General features: G+C 61.2%; 18 protein-coding genes and 1 tRNA gene. 8 read left to right on the top strand and 11 right to left on the bottom strand.

What is annotated here, in order from left to right; translation table 11 throughout:
- Positions 1-232 precede the first annotated feature (232 nt).
- Positions 233-433 carry a hypothetical protein gene (locus OP496_RS10965; RefSeq protein ID WP_348522004.1) on the top strand — a complete coding sequence of 67 codons (201 nt, stop codon included), beginning with the start codon at positions 233-235 and terminating at the stop codon, positions 431-433.
- 398 nt (positions 434-831) lie between these two features.
- Here the strand turns inward: OP496_RS10965 and yaaA are convergent, their stop codons facing one another.
- Together yaaA and OP496_RS10955 are read right to left on the bottom strand one after the other, a co-directional pair.
- Complete coding sequence (gene yaaA / locus OP496_RS10960; RefSeq protein WP_280563661.1) at positions 832-1,620, bottom strand: peroxide stress protein YaaA; 789 nt, start codon at positions 1,618-1,620, stop codon at positions 832-834.
- A gap of 110 nt (positions 1,621-1,730) precedes the next feature.
- Positions 1,731-2,762, bottom strand: coding sequence for an NADP(H)-dependent aldo-keto reductase (locus OP496_RS10955; protein ID WP_280563660.1), 1,032 nt, complete (start codon positions 2,760-2,762; stop codon positions 1,731-1,733).
- A 262-nt stretch (positions 2,763-3,024) separates the two neighbouring features.
- Here OP496_RS10955 and OP496_RS10950 point away from each other — a divergent pair, with 262 nt between their 5' ends.
- On the top strand, positions 3,025-3,534 hold the full coding sequence (locus OP496_RS10950) for a sel1 repeat family protein (RefSeq protein WP_280563659.1): 510 nt from the start codon (positions 3,025-3,027) through the stop codon (positions 3,532-3,534).
- A 134-nt stretch (positions 3,535-3,668) separates the two neighbouring features.
- Positions 3,669-4,166 (top strand): hypothetical protein, encoded by a 498-nt coding sequence (locus OP496_RS10945; RefSeq protein ID WP_280563658.1) that lies wholly within the window; start codon positions 3,669-3,671, stop codon positions 4,164-4,166.
- A gap of 59 nt (positions 4,167-4,225) precedes the next feature.
- Here OP496_RS10945 and OP496_RS10940 read toward each other — a convergent pair whose 3' ends face one another.
- From OP496_RS10940 to OP496_RS10915, 6 genes are all read right to left on the bottom strand, one after another.
- Positions 4,226-5,197, bottom strand: a complete 972-nt coding sequence (locus tag OP496_RS10940; protein ID WP_280563657.1) for an NAD(P)H-quinone oxidoreductase — start codon at positions 5,195-5,197, stop codon at positions 4,226-4,228.
- A gap of 63 nt (positions 5,198-5,260) precedes the next feature.
- Positions 5,261-5,824 (bottom strand): TIGR00730 family Rossman fold protein, encoded by a 564-nt coding sequence (locus OP496_RS10935; RefSeq protein ID WP_280563668.1) that lies wholly within the window; start codon positions 5,822-5,824, stop codon positions 5,261-5,263.
- 74 nt (positions 5,825-5,898) lie between these two features.
- Positions 5,899-6,420 carry a DUF501 domain-containing protein gene (locus tag OP496_RS10930; RefSeq protein WP_280563656.1) on the bottom strand — a complete coding sequence of 174 codons (522 nt, stop codon included), beginning with the start codon at positions 6,418-6,420 and terminating at the stop codon, positions 5,899-5,901.
- Positions 6,414-6,719 carry a hypothetical protein gene (locus tag OP496_RS10925; protein WP_280563655.1) on the bottom strand — a complete coding sequence of 102 codons (306 nt, stop codon included), beginning with the start codon at positions 6,717-6,719 and terminating at the stop codon, positions 6,414-6,416. Before OP496_RS10925 ends, OP496_RS10930 begins: the two co-directional genes overlap by 7 nt.
- Before the next feature lie 28 nt (positions 6,720-6,747).
- Positions 6,748-7,218 carry a Cys-tRNA(Pro) deacylase gene (ybaK, locus tag OP496_RS10920; protein ID WP_280563654.1) on the bottom strand — a complete coding sequence of 157 codons (471 nt, stop codon included), beginning with the start codon at positions 7,216-7,218 and terminating at the stop codon, positions 6,748-6,750.
- Positions 7,219-7,306: 88 nt separating this feature from the next.
- Positions 7,307-7,732, bottom strand: coding sequence for a hypothetical protein (locus OP496_RS10915; protein ID WP_280563653.1), 426 nt, complete (start codon positions 7,730-7,732; stop codon positions 7,307-7,309).
- 37 nt (positions 7,733-7,769) lie between these two features.
- On the opposite strand from OP496_RS10915, the gene OP496_RS10910 reads away from it, so the two are divergent.
- Entirely contained in the window at positions 7,770-8,927 is a 1,158-nt protein-coding gene (locus OP496_RS10910; RefSeq protein WP_280563652.1) for a PatB family C-S lyase, read from the top strand.
- A 64-nt stretch (positions 8,928-8,991) separates the two neighbouring features.
- On the opposite strand, the gene OP496_RS10905 is transcribed toward OP496_RS10910, so the two are convergent.
- On the bottom strand, positions 8,992-9,936 hold the full coding sequence (locus OP496_RS10905) for a co-chaperone YbbN (protein WP_280563651.1): 945 nt from the start codon (positions 9,934-9,936) through the stop codon (positions 8,992-8,994).
- A 142-nt stretch (positions 9,937-10,078) separates the two neighbouring features.
- Between OP496_RS10905 and OP496_RS10900 the strand changes: the two genes are divergently transcribed.
- Positions 10,079-10,900: a DUF3750 domain-containing protein gene (locus tag OP496_RS10900; RefSeq protein ID WP_348521299.1), complete on the top strand. Its 822-nt coding sequence runs from the start codon at positions 10,079-10,081 to the stop codon at positions 10,898-10,900.
- Positions 10,901-10,967: 67 nt separating this feature from the next.
- Here the strand turns inward: OP496_RS10900 and OP496_RS10895 are convergent.
- Together OP496_RS10895 and OP496_RS10890 are read right to left on the bottom strand one after the other, a co-directional pair.
- Positions 10,968-11,044: transfer RNA gene (locus tag OP496_RS10895), tRNA-Met, on the bottom strand.
- A gap of 68 nt (positions 11,045-11,112) precedes the next feature.
- Positions 11,113-13,875 carry a DUF349 domain-containing protein gene (locus tag OP496_RS10890; protein ID WP_280563650.1) on the bottom strand — a complete coding sequence of 921 codons (2,763 nt, stop codon included), beginning with the start codon at positions 13,873-13,875 and terminating at the stop codon, positions 11,113-11,115.
- Between the two features lie 300 nt (positions 13,876-14,175).
- Here OP496_RS10890 and minC point away from each other — a divergent pair, with 300 nt between their 5' ends.
- The 3 genes from minC (at position 14,176) to minE (ending at position 16,056) form a co-directional block, all read left to right on the top strand.
- Complete coding sequence (minC, locus tag OP496_RS10885) at positions 14,176-14,910, top strand: septum site-determining protein MinC (protein ID WP_280563649.1); 735 nt, start codon at positions 14,176-14,178, stop codon at positions 14,908-14,910.
- Between the two features lie 76 nt (positions 14,911-14,986).
- Complete coding sequence (gene minD, locus OP496_RS10880; RefSeq protein ID WP_280563648.1) at positions 14,987-15,805, top strand: septum site-determining protein MinD; 819 nt, start codon at positions 14,987-14,989, stop codon at positions 15,803-15,805.
- Positions 15,802-16,056 (top strand): cell division topological specificity factor MinE, encoded by a 255-nt coding sequence (minE, locus tag OP496_RS10875; RefSeq protein ID WP_280563647.1) that lies wholly within the window; start codon positions 15,802-15,804, stop codon positions 16,054-16,056. The genes minD and minE overlap by 4 nt, the downstream gene beginning before the upstream one ends.
- The last annotated feature ends 6 nt before the right edge of the window (positions 16,057-16,062 follow it).

Genomic DNA, 16,062 nt, shown 5'->3' with positions numbered 1-16,062 from the left:
GTCTTGCTGCTCATGGTAGCGAACGACCCGAAGTTTGAACGCCGTCGAATACCTGGTCATGGAAAGACCCCTTACGATTGGAGTGGTGTCCAATTTTCAGGGGTCAGTTCAAAGAGGCGGGGGTTTTTTATGCCTATGCATATGCCGTAGTTTCCGTACTATTTGCCTGTTGTTGTCCTCTGTGCTTAAGTGAGCATCGTACATGGAGTACGTAATCATTAAGGAGAATAGTATGCTGCGTAGTGAATGGCTTCGGAAAATGGCCTTGGCGCTGATCATTGGCATGACGGCAGTTGGTGTCGTGGCGTGCGACGATAAAGGCCCCGCAGAAGAGGCTGGAGAATCCGTGGATAACGCTATGGACGATGCTGGCGATAGCATGGAAGAAGCGGGTGAGGATATTCAAAATGCAGCCGAGGACGCGCAGGACTAAGGCTCTGCGTTGATCGCTTGGAATTCCTGAAAGGCTGGGCAATTTGCCCGGCCTTTTGTATGTTTATTATAGGGTAAGGCGTCACCAACGTGACGCATATTCGCTGATCTCAGACGCTGGGATTCTGCACAATACCCTGCATATACCAAGGCGCCCCAGTGCTGGAGTACGTATTCCTGAATGTGCGTCAGGTCGTTATTGTCTCAGGCGCACGGCAAGATCATGAAGTGCTCCTTGGCGCCGCCCAGTAAACCCTCCCTTGTCGAACCTCACCGGCGTCGAGCCAACGTTTCCTGTGCCTGTGTTGCCGGCATTGGAAAAGGGCGGCGTGTTCTGAGTGTGGGATTGACGCTCGTGGTGCCGGAGGCTGGCCGGCTCAAGGCCGGCCACGCAAGCTATCAGGAAGTGACCGTCTCGTCTGCTCTGCGTGTGAAAACCCAGGTGTCGCCGTCAGACAGGCTGCTGTTGAAGCGATAGCCGCCGACGTCGAAGCGTTTCAAGTCCTCGGGATCGTCGACACGCTGGCGAATCATCCAGGCGGCCATCAAGCCTCGGGCTCTCTTGGCATAAAAGCTGATGATCTTGAATTGACCGTTCTTCTCATCCTTGAAGACTGGCGTGATGACACGGCACGTCAAGTGTTTGGCATCAATGGCCTTGAAGTATTCGTTGGACGCGAGATTGACCAGCACCGGCGAGCCGCTTTCTTCTACGGCTCGGGAAAGGCCCTGGGTGAGGCGCTCTCGCCAGAAGGCGTAGAGATCCTTGCCCGCCGGATTAGCCAGCTTGGTTCCCATCTCCAGACGATAAGGCTGAATCAGATCGAGTGGACGCAGCAGCCCATAAAGCCCTGAGAGAATGCGCAGACGCTGCTGTGCTTCCTGATTATCCCGCTCACTGAACGAGGGTGCATCAAGCCCCATGTAAACGTCGCCCTGGAACGCCTGTACGGCCGGCTTGGCGTTTTCTGGCGAGAATGGCGGTGCCCATTCGGCAAATCGCGCGGCATTGAGTCCTGCCAGCTTGTCACTGATGCCCATCAACTCGGAAAGCCGTTGAGGTGAATAATCGCGCAGGATCTCGATCAGTTCGGCGCTTTGCTCAAGGTACTCCGGTTGGGTATAGGTCGCGGTCGTCGGCGATGTTTTGAAATCCAGTGTCTTGGCCGGTGAAATGACGCTTAGCATGCGCAGTCCTCGCGTTCGGGATCGAAATGTTCAGTATCGTCAGTATAACAAGCATACCCAGGCGCTCCGATGATGGCATGCCTATCATGGCGATAGGCACGCCATTAGCGTCAAGGGCAGGGGTTGGGGTGCTGACGATGCACGGCCTCGATGGCCTCGAACACGCTAGTGTCCAGCGTCAGATCCTCGCTGGCCAGATTGGCGTCGAGCTGCTCGAGTGTGGTCGCACCGATGATGTTGCTGGTCAAGAACGAGCGTGAGTTGACGTAGGCCAAGGCCATCTGGGCAGGGTCCAGACCATGTTCGCGTGCAATCCCGACGTAGGCGCCGATCGCCTCCTCGGCCAGGTCGGACGTATAGCGCTTGAAGCGCTCGAACAAGGTCAAGCGACCCTGGGGCGGACGGGCGCCATCAAGGTATTTGCCGGTGAGCGCGCCAAAGGCCAATGGCGAGTAGGCCAGAAGGCCGACGTCTTCACGATGGGCGATCTCGGCGAGCCCGACCTCGAAGCTGCGATTGAGCAGGTTATAAGGGTTCTGCACGCTAGCTACGCGCGGCACATCCAACGAGTCAGCAAGGCGTAGGCTTTGCATCACGCCCCACGGCGTATCATTGGATAGCCCGATGGCGCGAATCTTGCCCGCGTCGACGAGTTCCTTGAGGGCCGTGAGTGTTTCCGCCAACGGCGTGGCATCCTCGTCCTCGTCATGCTGGTAGTCCAGCTTGCCGAAGAAGTTGGCACTACGGTCGGGCCAGTGGAGCTGGTAAAGATCGATGTAGTCGGTATTGAGGCGCGTCAGGCTATCGTCGACGGCACGCTGCAAATGATTGCGGGTCAAACGCGGGCCACCGCGTACATGGTCGAGGCCAGGGCCAGCGGCCTTGGTGGCGATGACCAGGTCGTCACGTTTGCCGCGTGCCTTGAGCCAACTGCCGATATAAGCCTCGGTGAGTCCCTGGGTCTCGCCCTTGGGCGGGACAGGGTACATCTCGGCGGTATCGATGAAGTTGATGCCTGCGGCAGTGGCGCGATCGAGTTGTGCATGGGCATCGGCTTCGGTGTTCTGTTCGCCGAAGGTCATCGTACCTAGGCACAAGCGGCTGACGTCAATGCCGGTCTGACCGAGGGGGCGTGTTTGCATCTGAGGCTCCGCGCGGGTATCGAAAAAAGTGATTGAAACGGCATGGTAGCGGTGCCGTTTGCGGGCGGCAAACGGGGGTTGAGTCCGTCTGAGGGTAAGCGTATGCTTGGCGCCCCGTTGCCGGGGATACGGGCACCAAGCGGTATGTCAGGCAACGGTGACAGTGATTTTATCCGGGGTGTTGGCGCGTGCAGGGAGAGCCCGAGCCGACGCAATCGTTTACGTACCTTTCTCGGTCACGACGACTTCAGGGTCGATGGTTATGCAACAGGTATCCTCTCTGCGGATTCGGCTCGAATACCGTCTCGCAGCCCAACTGTTACATGCCCGCTGGATGACACGCTCTCCCGGCAAGCATCGTTTGACGATGCGACTTTTTCAGCGCTGTGCCGAAGCCGGCCACACCGCCGCGCTTTCGTTCTATGGCCATATGCTGTTTCATCGTGGTAACTCCCCGCAGGATAAGGCCAAGGGGGCGCGCTATGTCTTTCAGGCCGCCTATGCGGGTGATGTGCATGCGCAGTACCAGGCGGGCCGCATTTACGAGTTCGGCTGTGCGCAGTACGCTCGCCGTGAAGAAAAAGCGGTGACATGGTATGCGCGTGCCGCCGAAGCCGGCCATGGCCTGGCCGCCGAGCGTATGGCCGAGGCCTACCGTCATGCCCACCTGGGGCTTCCCGTCGACTCCCGGCGTGCTGCGCAATGGGACGCACTTGCCGAACGCGCGCAACGCAGCGAAGCCGGCGAGCCGGTCGCGTCACTGACGCATTGAGACGCACTGACTGAGAGTAGTGCCATGGGGCTCGCATCGTGTTTCCCGTTCACGTAGTCTGATTGGTGTGGTCCCGGTGGACATCGTGGGCTACGTCGCGTTCGTGATATCGCTTTGAAGAGGAATGCTGCCACGTGTTGCCGATACTGCTCGATATCGAAGCGTCCGGTTTCGGGCGTGGCAGCTATCCGATAGAGGTGGGCATCGCGCGGGCCGATGGCAGTACTTGTGCCTTCCTTATCCAACCGTTGGAAGAGTGGACCCACTGGGATCCCAAGGCCGAACTGTTGCATGGCATTTCGCGTGGTCGACTGCACCGCGAGGGCTATCCCGTCATCGAAGTTGCGCGATGGCTCAACGATGAACTGGGAGTCGACGGTATCGCCTATAGCGATAGCTGGGGATACGACAATACCTGGCTGTCGCTATTGTTTCACCACGCGGGCATGCTGCCGCGCTTTCGCCTCGAGGCACTGCGTCGTTTGCTGGATGAATCGCAACTCGAACGGTGGGGGGCGATGAAAGAGGTCATCATCCGTGAGCGAGGCATTCAGCGCCACCGAGCCGGTGACGATGCACGCTTGTTGCAGTTGACCTATCAGCGTACGCGTGATGCCGCAGGGCTCGCCTAGAAACCCCTCTAGATCGTGTTCCAGTCACTCGCCCGGCGATAATTGGTTTTAGATCGTCGCTACCCTTCTCCACTGACGCTCAACAGCACCTTGCCTGTGTTGGCATTGTCGATCATGTGCTGCATCGCGGTGTCGGCATCTTGAATCGGCCAGGCCTTGTCGATCAGTGGTTTGATGTCACCATTGGCTAGTTTGGTCCAAACATGGGCATGCAGCGCATCGAGAATGGCGCCTTTGGCGCGAGGTGAGCGCGAACGCAGCGTCGAGCCGATGATACGTTGACGCTTCATCAGCATGTGACCGAGGTCGATCTGGGCGTCACGCCCTCTCATCAAGCCGATCAATACCACCCGCCCGTCGGGGTTGAGCACTTGTAGATCCTGAGCGATATAGTCGCCGCCCACCGGGTCGAGAATCATGTCCGCGCCGCCCCAGTCCTTGATCGGCGTGACGAAGCTGCCCTCGTGCCGGTTCCAGCCGGCATCGGCACCAAGCCGCTTACAAGCATTCAGCTTTGCCTGGCTGCCGACGGTCACGAAGCACGGGTTGCCGAAGGCACGGCACAATTGAATGGCGGCCGTCCCCACCCCACTGGCACCGGCATGCAGGACGATTCGCTCGCCGTATTTGGCGGCGCCTTCCATGTACAGATTGAGCCACGCAGTGGCGAAGACTTCCGGCAGTGCGGCGGCGTCACGCAGGGCGAACCCTTTGGGAATGGGCAGTACCTGGGCCTCGGCGACCACTACTTGTTCAGCGTAACCGCCACCAGCCAGCAGGGCGCAGACCTGGTCGCCGGGCTTGAAGCGTTCCACGCTGCGGCCCACCTCGGCGATGGTGCCGCTGACTTCGAGCCCGGGGATCTCGCTTTCGCCGGGCGGCGGCGGGTAGTGCCCTGCACGCTGCATCACGTCGGCGCGGTTCATCCCCGCCCAGGCGACATCGATGCGCACTTCGTCAGCGGCAATGCCGCGCGGCGCGTCATGGGGTTGCCAGACCAGCGTCTGATCGTTGATGGCGATAGCGTACATCGACCTTTCCTCCTTGAAGATGGAATCAACTGGTCGGCGCCCGTGAAGCATCGTGGCGTACGCTCACGAGGTCGACTGTGGTGCGTTTTTTGCTGCCATCAAGCGGTCGAGCAAGTGATCGGGGTCAGCGGCGGCGGCGAGTCTCGCGCGTGTCTCGGGGTTGAGAAAGCCATGCGCGACGGTATGGTCCAGAAATTCCAATAATGGTCGATAGAAGCCGTTGACGTCGAGTACGCCGATAGGCTTATCGTGAAGCCCCAGGTATTGCCAGGTCCACGTCTCGAACAGCTCTTCCAGGGTTCCGATGCCGCCGGGCAGGGCGATGAACGCATCGGCGTGCTCGGCCATGGCCGACTTGCGCGCATGCATATCGTCGACACGCAGCAGATGCGTCAGCCCCTCGTGGGCCAGTTCGCGCTCGACCAAGTGATGGGGAATGACGCCGATGACCTCGCCGCCTTCGTGCAGCGCGGCATCGGCCACGGCGCCCATCAAGCCGACGCGGGCGCCGCCGTAGACCAGCCCCCAGCCGCGTTGCGCAATGCACCGACCCAGCGCCTCGGCGGCGTGACGAAAGCCGGCATCGCGTCCTTCACGCGACCCCATATAGATACAGATGCGCACGATTCCTCCTTATCAGATCGATAGACTTGTCTCGACATCCGTGTCTTGCGCGATGACCGGCCAAGTGCCACAGAATGCTAGCGCAGACAGGCGAGCACATCGTACTCGGCATCCATCCAGCGTCCGATGGCATTGTCGCCGCATAGATGATGGGCGTATTGCATATGCAGGCAGCGCACCTGATCCCAGTTAGCGATGCCACCGATGCCGCGCCGCGTGAAGAGATCGTGATAGCCGTGGCGGTCGACGATATCGCGTTCGGCGTCGCTCATGGTCTGCCAGCGTTGGGCCACGTAATCCTCGTGGCTACGCCGGTACGCAGCCATGAAGTCGACCTCTTCCTGGAGGCATGACTCGAGTGCCTTGATAACGCCTTGGGCCTCGATGCGCGAGATGGCGATCTTCAAGTGATCGGAGCACAGCCAGAAATGCGTCGGGAACGGTTTGTCGTCGACGATGGCATGCATGCGCAGCACCAGCGGTATGCCGTCTTGCGTGGCCGCAGACACGGTCTGGATGCCACGCGGCGCGCGGCCCAGTTGTTGGGTAATGAGGGCCAGTTGGCGCTCATCGGGCGCCTTTTCAGGACGAATCACCATCGCGGGGGGTCCAGTACGAATTTCGGCGAGTGGGCCACGGCCCGGAAGAATGCCGTATTGAGCTGCGCGGGCGTCGGCACGTAGTGCCATTCACGCTCGCAATAGTCGCGTGCTCGTGCGAGTAAGGCGTCATACAGGCGGTTGAAGGGAGCATCATAATCGTAGGGGTCAGCGCCGGGCAACTGAAGGTGAGGATAGTCTGCGAAGCGTGCCACGAAGAAGTGCTCCAGCGCCTTTTCGACCCTGCGGTGGCGGGGTTCGTCGTCGGGCGTGAGCCATAGGTCGTAGCGAATCGCCATACGAGCATCCCCGCCTATCGAAGGTGTTTCATGCCCGCGCCAGCGGGGCTGTGGTCGCCTCGAGCAGGGCGATCAATGCCGTGGGCGCCAGGCATATTTCCAGGCCACGCCGACCGCCACTGACGTGGAGCGACGACAAGGCGCGGGCGCTGTCGTCCACGAAGGTGGGCAGGCGTTTGCGCTGTCCTAGTGGGCTGATGCCGCCCACGACATAGCCCGTGGTGCGCTCGGCCAGAGCGGGGTCGGCTATTCTGGCCTTGCGTGTGCCGGCAGCCTTGGCGAGTCCTTTGAGGTCGAGTGTGGCCATGACGGGCACGAGAGCGACGACAAGACGCCCATCATCGAGTTGCGCGAGCAAGGTCTTGAACACGCTATCCGGCGCCAGCCCTAGCGCCGTCACGGCCTCCTCGCCGTAGGCGGCAACCTTGGGATCGTGCGTGTATTGCAGCACCTCGTGCGGGATGGCGCTGCGCTCAAGAAGGCGAATGGCGGGCGTCATGCGGGAGCGACCTCCTCGTTGACTCAGTGTGCGGAAGGTTCATTAGCATCGGCTGCTGTTGGCATGTGGTCAAGTCTGCTCTGCGTCCTCAGATAAGACGCAAGGCGTCCTGGTCGACCCAAGCGGCGTCCAGGGCCTTGGCAAGCGGTTCGCGTAAGTGACTCGGTAGGGCCTCGTGAGCGGCGTCTAGGGACTGAAAATCGCGGTTGCGCAGCCAGCAGTAGGCCCAGGCACAGGCTTCTTCGTCGTCTTCGGGCGTCGGGCGTGCCGGCATCTGGATCAGCAGGAAGACGGCGGTACGTGCTGCCCACAGAGGTGGTTGGCAGTCGCTGCTCCATTCACGCAGACAGCGCCCATCGGGTTCGGCTTGCGGTTCGCCGAGCCCGGCCAGGCGCGAGGTGTCAGCGAGAATCATCGCCAGACGATCGGGAGCGGCCTGGCCCAGCATCAGCCAGCGTCTCACCAGACGTGGTGTGCCTCGCATGGCCTTGGCATAGAACGAGGTTTCAGGCATGTTCGAGAGTCTTCCGTTCGAGTCGATGAGTCTTAGCATGCCATACGATTTTGCCACGCCGTTGGATCGGCGACAGTATCCGTCACAAAAATGGCAGCGTTATGCTGACGATGTCCTGCCACTATGGGTCGCGGACATGGATTTCGTGTCTCCCCCGGCGGTCGTCTCGGCGCTTGAGGAACGCGTGTCTCATGGTGTCTTCGGTTATGGCAGATTGACCGATACGCTTCGCGAGACGCTCTGCGCGTGGAGCGCCGATCATTACGCCTGGTCGATCGAGCCTGACTGGCAGGTATGGATTCCCGGCGTGGTGCCAGCTCTACATCTGGCCGCCCAGACCTTCTGCAGTCCTGGCCAGGCGGTGCTGACCGCGACGCCGATCTATCCGCCTTTTCTACGTGTGGCCGAACGCAGCGGTCGCATCGCCGAGCGCGTGATGCTGGCCGAGCCCGAGGCGCCGGGCGCGCCTTGGCGACTCGATCTCGAGGCACTGGAAGCATCGATCACGCCGCAGACGCGTCTGCTGCTGTGGTGCCATCCGCACAATCCCACGGGACGCGTCTGGGACGAGCACGAACTACACGCTCTGGGCGAGCTCGCCGAACGCCACGACCTGTTGATCGTTTCCGACGAGCTGCATTGCGATCTGATACTCGATGCGACGCGTCGGCATCGTCCGTTGGCGTCTTTATCGCCGGCCTTGGCCCAGCGCACGATTACTCTCTGGGCGCCTTCCAAGACCTTCAATATCGCTGGGCTATCTAGCGCCTGCGCGGTGATTCCCGACCCCGAGCTACGGCGGCGTTTTCGTGAGGCGGCAGCGGGGTTGCTTCCTGAGGTCAATATCTTGGGATTGACCGCCTCTCAGGCGGCGTATGCGCACGGCGAAGCTTGGCGCGGTGAGTTGCTGGCGACGCTTAACACCAATCTGCAGAGATTGCGCGATCATGTATCCCGGTGGCCTGGCGTCACGATGGCACCCCCCGAGGCGACCTATTTGGCTTGGCTCGACATGCGCGAGGCGGGGCTTGGCGTCTCGCCGCAGCAAACCTTGTTGGACTCGACGCGCGTCGCGTTGTCCGATGGAGCCGATTTCGGGTGCCCGGGATTCGTGCGATTGAATTTTGGCACGCCCACCCATCTGCTCGAAGAGGCGCTGGAACGCATCGATGCACGGCTTTTGCGTTCTGGATAGCCATGTTCAGGGTGGTGCGAGGCGCAGGGGGCCTCCTGACGTGAGGCACCCCCTGTGGCAGGGCTTAGTAGAGCAGCGCGAACATCTTGCGGCGGTAGGCGACCGTCAGGGGATGGTCGGCGCCGAGGGCATCGAAGACGCGCAACAAGGTCTTGCGGGCGACGTCGTCGCCATAGGCGCGATCGGTTTTCATCAGCGCCATCAAGCCATCTAGCCCGGCTTCGTATTGGCCATCGGCGACTTGGCGTAGGGCGCGCTTGAATTGCGCCTCGCTATCGTCACGCTCGCCCAGCTCGGCCACTTCCTCGGCACTTGGAGCTTCCTCGCCGAAGTCCATGCGCGCGCGGACACCGCGTGCCTTGGGCGTGTCGCGATGTTCTGGGGGCAGGTTGTCGAGCAGTGCCCGGGCATCCACCGCATTGCCTTCTGCGATTAGTGCGCCCGCTAGCTCGATCTGATAGTCGTAGTGCTCGGGCCACTCCTTGACCAGCGTTTCGTAGATACCGCGTGCAGTGGCGGCATCACCCGCATCCAAGGCCTGCTGGGCTTTCTCCTCGGGGGTGGCTTCGGCAGCCTCGGGCGCCTTGAGATACTGCGACAACCATTCGCGGATCTGCGATTCGGGCAAAGCGCCCTGGAACTGATCGTAGAGCTGCCCCTGCACAATCAGCTTGACGTCGGGCACCGAGCGGATACCAAGTTGCGTGGCGATTTCCTGATTATCCTCGATGTTCAGCTTGGCCAGGGTGAAGGCGCCACCGTATTCGTGTGCCAGCTTCTCCAGCACCGGCATGAGGTTCTTGCACGGCTCGCACCAGGATGCCCAGCTATCGAGCAACACCGGCCCTTGCATCGAACCTTCGAGCACGACCTGCTGGAAGTTGGACATGTCGACATCAACGATGAACTGAGAAGCATCCTGAGTGCCGGCAGTGGTTTGCGAAGCGCTGGTGTTCTCGTCTTGAGGCGACGTAAGGGGTTCGCCGGTACGCGGATCGATGATCGGCATGGCAATGGCCTTTCGATAAGTAGCGTGTGGATCGATAGTATCGTGTGAACGTAAAGCGTAAAGACGCTATTGAACTGCTTTTTGTTATGCGGGTCACGAGGCGCGGATTCAAGCCCCCGGCGCTGGCGCATGATGGTATGTAATGAATGCATCACTACATCTGGAGAACAGTCGCATGCACCGAGCGATCAAGAAAAGCTTATGGCTGACGGTGAGTCTGACCGTCGTACTGGCCCTGTTGATGGCTGGCCCCGCCTACATGCTGGCAAGTCAGCGCGTCGCGCTAGGTGGCGCCTGGTCCCAGGCGGATCGCTCCTCGGTGGGGGTGGCGCCGGCACCGAGCACGCATCCCGAGGCCTTGGTGCAGTTATACGCGGCTCGCGCCTTCGACTGGCGTGGGGCGTTCGGTGTGCATACATGGATCGCTACCAAGCCGGCCGGCGCGACGCATTATCAGGTCCACCAGGTCCTCGGCTGGCGGCGACCCACGGTCTCCTCGCGTCCCGACGCGCCCGACCGCGCCTGGTATGGAAGCGCACCGACCTTGCTGACCGAGTTACGAGGTAAGGCGGCCGAGCGCGCGATCCCCGAGATTCGCGAGGCCGTGGCGGCGTATCCAGTGACTGATCGCTATCGCGTGTGGCCGGGCCCCAACAGCAATACCTTCGTGGCCTGGGTGGTGCGCCGGGTACCGGGGGTGCGTGTCGATTTTCCGCCGACCGCCGTGGGCAAGGATTACCTGCTGGACACTATCGTGGCCGAGGCGCCGAGTGGGACCGGTTATCAAGTCTCGTTGGGTGGGGTGCTGGGATTGACCGTCGCCTATGACGAAGGCATCGAGTGGCAACTGATGGGCCTGACGCTAGGCATCGACCTAACGCGGCCGGCGCTCAAGCTGCCGGGGATCGGGCGCTTGGGGATGTCGTCATCCGAACGCACACAAGGATCTGGCGAGGCTGAGTGAGATGCAACGCTTGGTGCGGGAAACACAAAAAAGCGGTGTCCTCACGGACACCGCTTTTTTATCTGTTTGGTAGCGGGGATCGGATTTGAACCGATGACCTTCGGGTTATGAGCCCGACGAGCTACCAAGCTGCTCCACCCCGCATCAACTGCGACGTATTCTACATTTTTTACGACTTGGGTCAAGAAGAAAACCATCGTCTCGCTGTATATTCAGGCCACGCGTTGGGCGATAACGTCGAACAAGGCATCGAAGCGCGTGACTCGGGAAGCCCATGCATCGGACGCGACGGGCCCGGTTTCCAGCAATTGGCGCAAGACATCGGCCAGTTCCTGGTCGGGTTGCGGCGCCTGGCCCAGGCCATTATTGAGCCGCGCGACTTGCACTTCCAGACGCAGCGGCTCTTCTTGTGCGGCCACTGGTTCGTCGGCGAGCAGTGCCACTTGAACCACCAGTCGGCTCAGTTCGTGATGCGCCGTTTCACTGTCGCCCTCTCGGCGAGCGGTGTTACGTGCCGCATGGGCATCCTGCAGGTCCTGAGGCATGCCCTCGGGTAGCGCGACATCCGACATTTGGCCGTCGCGCAAGGACGCGTCATCTGCATTGACGTGGGCGTCGAGCAAGGAGCGCAAGCGCGTCCAGCGCTCGGCTTGCTCGGCGAGGATCAGTTGCACGAGGCGTTCGCGACGGGCACGTACGATCCCTTGCCAGCGGCGGCGCATGCCCTCGCTGCGGCGGCCGCCGGGCAAGGGTTCCAGAGCCTCAGCGTCACGCACGGCACTTTCCAGTGTCTCGCTGTCGTCGGCGCATTGAGGCTGCCAGGCATCGAAGCGGTCGATCAGGGCTTGCATGCTGTCCAGGCGAGCCTGGGCTTTTTGGGCACGATTGTCCCGCTCGGCTTCGCGGGCGGCGAAGATACGATCGCAAAGTCCGCGGAAATGGCGCCAGAGCATCTGCTCTTCACCCTTGGCGGCACGCCCCAGCGCCCGCCAGCGAGATTGGAGCGCTTTGGCCGCTTCGGTGCGTTGCGAGGAAGGCATGTCGGCTTCCATCAGGTTTTCGGCCTCGGCGATCAGGCCACGCTTGGCCTCGCCGATTTCATTGGCCCGGCGGTCGATTAGCGTCTGCAATTCATGGCGGATGTGGCCGAAGCGTTGGCCGAGCGGCTTGGCGTGCTCGCGCGGGACTGGCGAGAATTGTTGCCATTGCTCACGTGCGCGGTCGCGAATTTGACGCAGTACATCCGGGTCGGCCTGGGCATCCGGGTGTGTAATGAGTTCCTCGAGTTGTTCGCACAGTGCTTCGCGTGCCTCGAGGTTACGGGTGCGTGCGGCATCGCGCTGTTGGTACCAGTCGTTCAGGGCCGCGTGGACGCGCTGGGACGCGCTGCGAAAACGCTGCGAAAGCTCGGCCGTGGCGGCGGCATCGCCCAGCGCCGCCCATTCCTTGACCAGTTGGCGATGACGACGGTCACGCTCGGCATCGGGGGACTCGTCGTCCTCGGCCAGCGCTTCGATGCTTTCGATGAGTTGCGTGCGTTTGGGGCCGGCGACGAAGCCTCGCCAATCGCGTAACTCGGCCAGCCGTGCACCGAGACGCTTGAAGCGGGCTTCAAGGTCGCCGCGTGAGGCGTGGGGCAAGGCATCGATACGTTGACGAAGCTGCCGGTGAAGACGGCTAGCCGTCTTCAGGGTGCCGCGATCAAGCTGGCTTTCGAGTTTGTCGAGGTCCGTACGCAGCGTCGAGAGGTCGACGGGTGTGCTTGCATTGGCTGCCTCGGCGTTACGTAGTTGCCGGGCTTCATGAATCAGCGGCGTCGGTGGCAGGTCGTGCGGCCAATCGATCTTCGCCAGGCAGTCGTCGATGGCGGCACGGTCGTCGCGCAAGGCGGCTTCGAGTGCCTGAGCCTGCGTCGAGGCACGATCCCAAGCGTCGCCGATGTGCTGGCAAGCTGCTTGCGCTTCAGCATAGCGTGTCTGGATGTCCTCTTCCGGCGGGTAGTGATCGGACAGGGCCAGCCAACGTTCGCCATGCAGGCGCTGCTGGGCGCGCAGGCTATCGATATCCTGGTGGGTCAGCTGTGAGGCCTGCTTGAGGCTCGCGACGGCGTCCTCGAGCGCTTCGACGAGCGCCTCGCGGGTGCGTGCCGCCTCGTCCTGGCGTTGTATCGCCTGATGCTGGGCATGCCCTTCGGTATCATGATCGGAGAGTGTCTTGTAGCAGCGCTGGCTAGCTTCCTGGAAACGCCGCTCCTGGTCGTCGCTGGGGGTATCGGTCAGCGCTTCCCACTCGCGGACAAGATGGCGATAACGCGCACCGTAGAGCGGCTCCCAGGCATGCAAGGCATGCGCCTCGAGGGCTTCAAGAAGGCGTTGTCGAGCGGCCTGCTGGGCTTGGGCTTCGGCGGCGTCGGCGCGTTGGCGTTGCAGGCGCTCGCGGGCCTTGCGCGTAACGACTTTGTCGCGACGCGTCTCGCGCGCCAGGCGCTGCAGTCCTTCGGTGCTCGATACGCGTTCGGCGGCGGCGTGGCGGACCATGGCAATGCCGTTGTCGCGTGCTTGCTGGATCAGCGTTGCCTCGTCATCGAGCTTGGCCAGTGCGGCCAGACGTAGCTCCTGATTGTCCCCTGTCTCGACCAGTTGCACTAGCAGGTTTCGATCGTCCACTGTTCCGAGTAAATCGAGGCGTTGCTTCAAGGGTGGTGTTCCGGGCACGCTGCCGGACAATAACTGCATGATACGGTTTCGCAACTCGGGGCTGTCATGCGTGACGAGCCATTCGAGCAGCGTCGAGGGGTCCTCGAACTGGGCGAGGGCTTCACGCCTTACGTTGGCATCCTCATCGTGCGTCAGGCGCTCGAGGGCGTGGCGTTCGGCCGATTTGTGAATATCGAGTTTCGCAATGGCAGCATGACGGACGCGAGGGTCGCGATGTTGCCAGCGTGGTGCAAAAAAACGGCGGAAGAATCCAGACATGACCCGGCATGCATCCCTGTTCTTGGCGTATTAAATGCGTGGCGATAATGCTGAGACAGCATTCCTGTCGTCTCACGTCGGCCACGATATTAGCAAAAGCGTCACATGATTGAGTGTCGTATGTGCCATAGCGTATCAAAGCATGCGAGCCGGCACCGGGAAAAGGCGGCGATGGTAAGGGCGTCGGTTTGCGGAGACACCTGACAAAGTCGGAACGCTGGTCTTATCATCAGTTGCAGGCATCGCGACCCTCGCTTAGCTTTACCCTTATACATCAGTCATCAGCTGTGGAGTGTGGCCATGAGCCTCAACATGGATCGGGTAGCATCGGCGTTCACCTTCAAGGGTGGTATGTTGCCTATGACGGTCATGGAGTTGACGAGCGCCGACCCCGAGCAGATACGAGCTCAACTGGCCGGTAAGGTGAGCCAGTCGCCAGCGTTTTTTCAACATACGCCGGTGGTGCTCAGCGTCGAGCAACTCGATGAACCGCACTTGGCGCTGGAACGAATTTGCGCTGTGTGCCGTGCCCATAAGCTTTTGCCGGTGGCCGTGCGCGGCGGCACCGACCCAGTGAAGCAATCTGCCTGGGCGTTGGGGCTCGGGTGGTTCCCGCCGCAAGAAGCGCGTCCGCGTGCCGTGGAAGAGGCACCGCTCGCCGCCGCCGAGCCGCAACCCGATGAAGCCGAGGCGTCATCCACACCCGCCGTGGGGCGTATCTACCGTGGTACAGTACGCTCGGGCCAGCAAGTTACCGCGCCAGAGGGCGACCTAGTCGTGGTCGGTGCGGTCAACCCTGGAGCCGAGGTTCTGGCGGCGGGTAGCGTGCACGTTTATGGCCCGCTGCGTGGCCGCGCGTTGGGTGGCATTCACGGGAATCGCCAGGCGGGTATATTCTGTAAGGAATTGCATGCTGAGTTATTGTCGCTGGCCGGCAATTACAAACGGTTGGAAGATATCGACCCGCGCTTGCTGAGCCAGCCTGTCCAGGTTCAACTGCGCGATGACCAATTGAACATTTCATCGCTCGGCTAGTCGGGATGTTAGGGCGCCATTTCGCGCCAATGTGGATGGCTAGTACGAACGACTCAATAGCAACAGGAAGCTCATCTTGGCCAAGATCATTGTAGTGACCTCCGGCAAGGGCGGAGTTGGCAAGACGACCAGCGCCGCGGCTATCGCCACGGGCTTGGCGTTGCGTGGCAACAAGACCGTGGTGATCGATTTCGACGTGGGTTTGCGCAACCTCGATTTGGTCATGGGGTGCGAACGACGCGTGGTATACGACCTGATCAACGTCATTCAGGGAGAGGCTGGTCTCAATCAGGCGCTGATCCGTGACAAGCGGACTGAAAACCTGCATATCTTGCCGGCCTCGCAGACACGCGATAAGGCGGCGTTGACCCCCGAAGGTGTGGAGAAGGCACTCGAAACGCTATCCCAAGAGTACGATTTCATCGTTTGCGATTCGCCGGCGGGCATCGAACATGGCGCGCAGCTGGCGATGTATTTCGCCGACGAGGCCATCGTGGTGACCAATCCTGAAGTGTCATCGGTACGCGATTCCGACCGTATCCTCGGGTTGCTGGCGTCCAAGACGCGTCGCGCCGAACGCAGTGAACCACCGGTTCAGGAACACCTGCTGATCACGCGCTACGACCCCAACCGGGTGACCTCGGGCGATATGCTGACGCTCGAGGACGTGCGCGAGATTCTGGCCATCAACCTGGTGGGGCTGATTCCCGAGTCGGAAGCGGTGCTGCGTGCCTCGAACCAGGGCGTGCCGGTCGTGCACGACATGGATAGCGACGCCGGTAAAGCCTACGCTGATACCGTCTCGCGCCTGCTCGGCGAGGAAGTACCGCTACGTTTCTATGGGTACCAGAAGAAAGGGCTGCTCTCCCGTATGTTTGGAGGAGGTCGCCGGTGAAACTACTCGAATTTCTCAAACGCGAACGCAAGAAGTCGGCCTCGGTTGCCAAGGAACGCCTACAGATTATCGTGGCGCACCAACGCGGTGAGCGTGACCAGCCGGACTACATGCCGATGCTGGAAAATGAGTTGCTCGAGGTGATCAGGCGTTACGTGCAAGTAGACCAGGATGCGATCAATATCAGTCTCGATCGTGACAATGACTGTTCGGTGCTCGAGCTTAACGTCACGCTGCCGCGTGACGAGTAGGTGCAT

The sequence above is a fragment of the Chromohalobacter sp. 48-RD10 genome (assembly GCF_029889785.1).
Taxonomy (GTDB): domain Bacteria; phylum Pseudomonadota; class Gammaproteobacteria; order Pseudomonadales; family Halomonadaceae; genus Chromohalobacter.
Note: the sequence above shows the minus strand (reverse complement) of the source record. Positions and strands in the feature narration are given on the sequence as shown.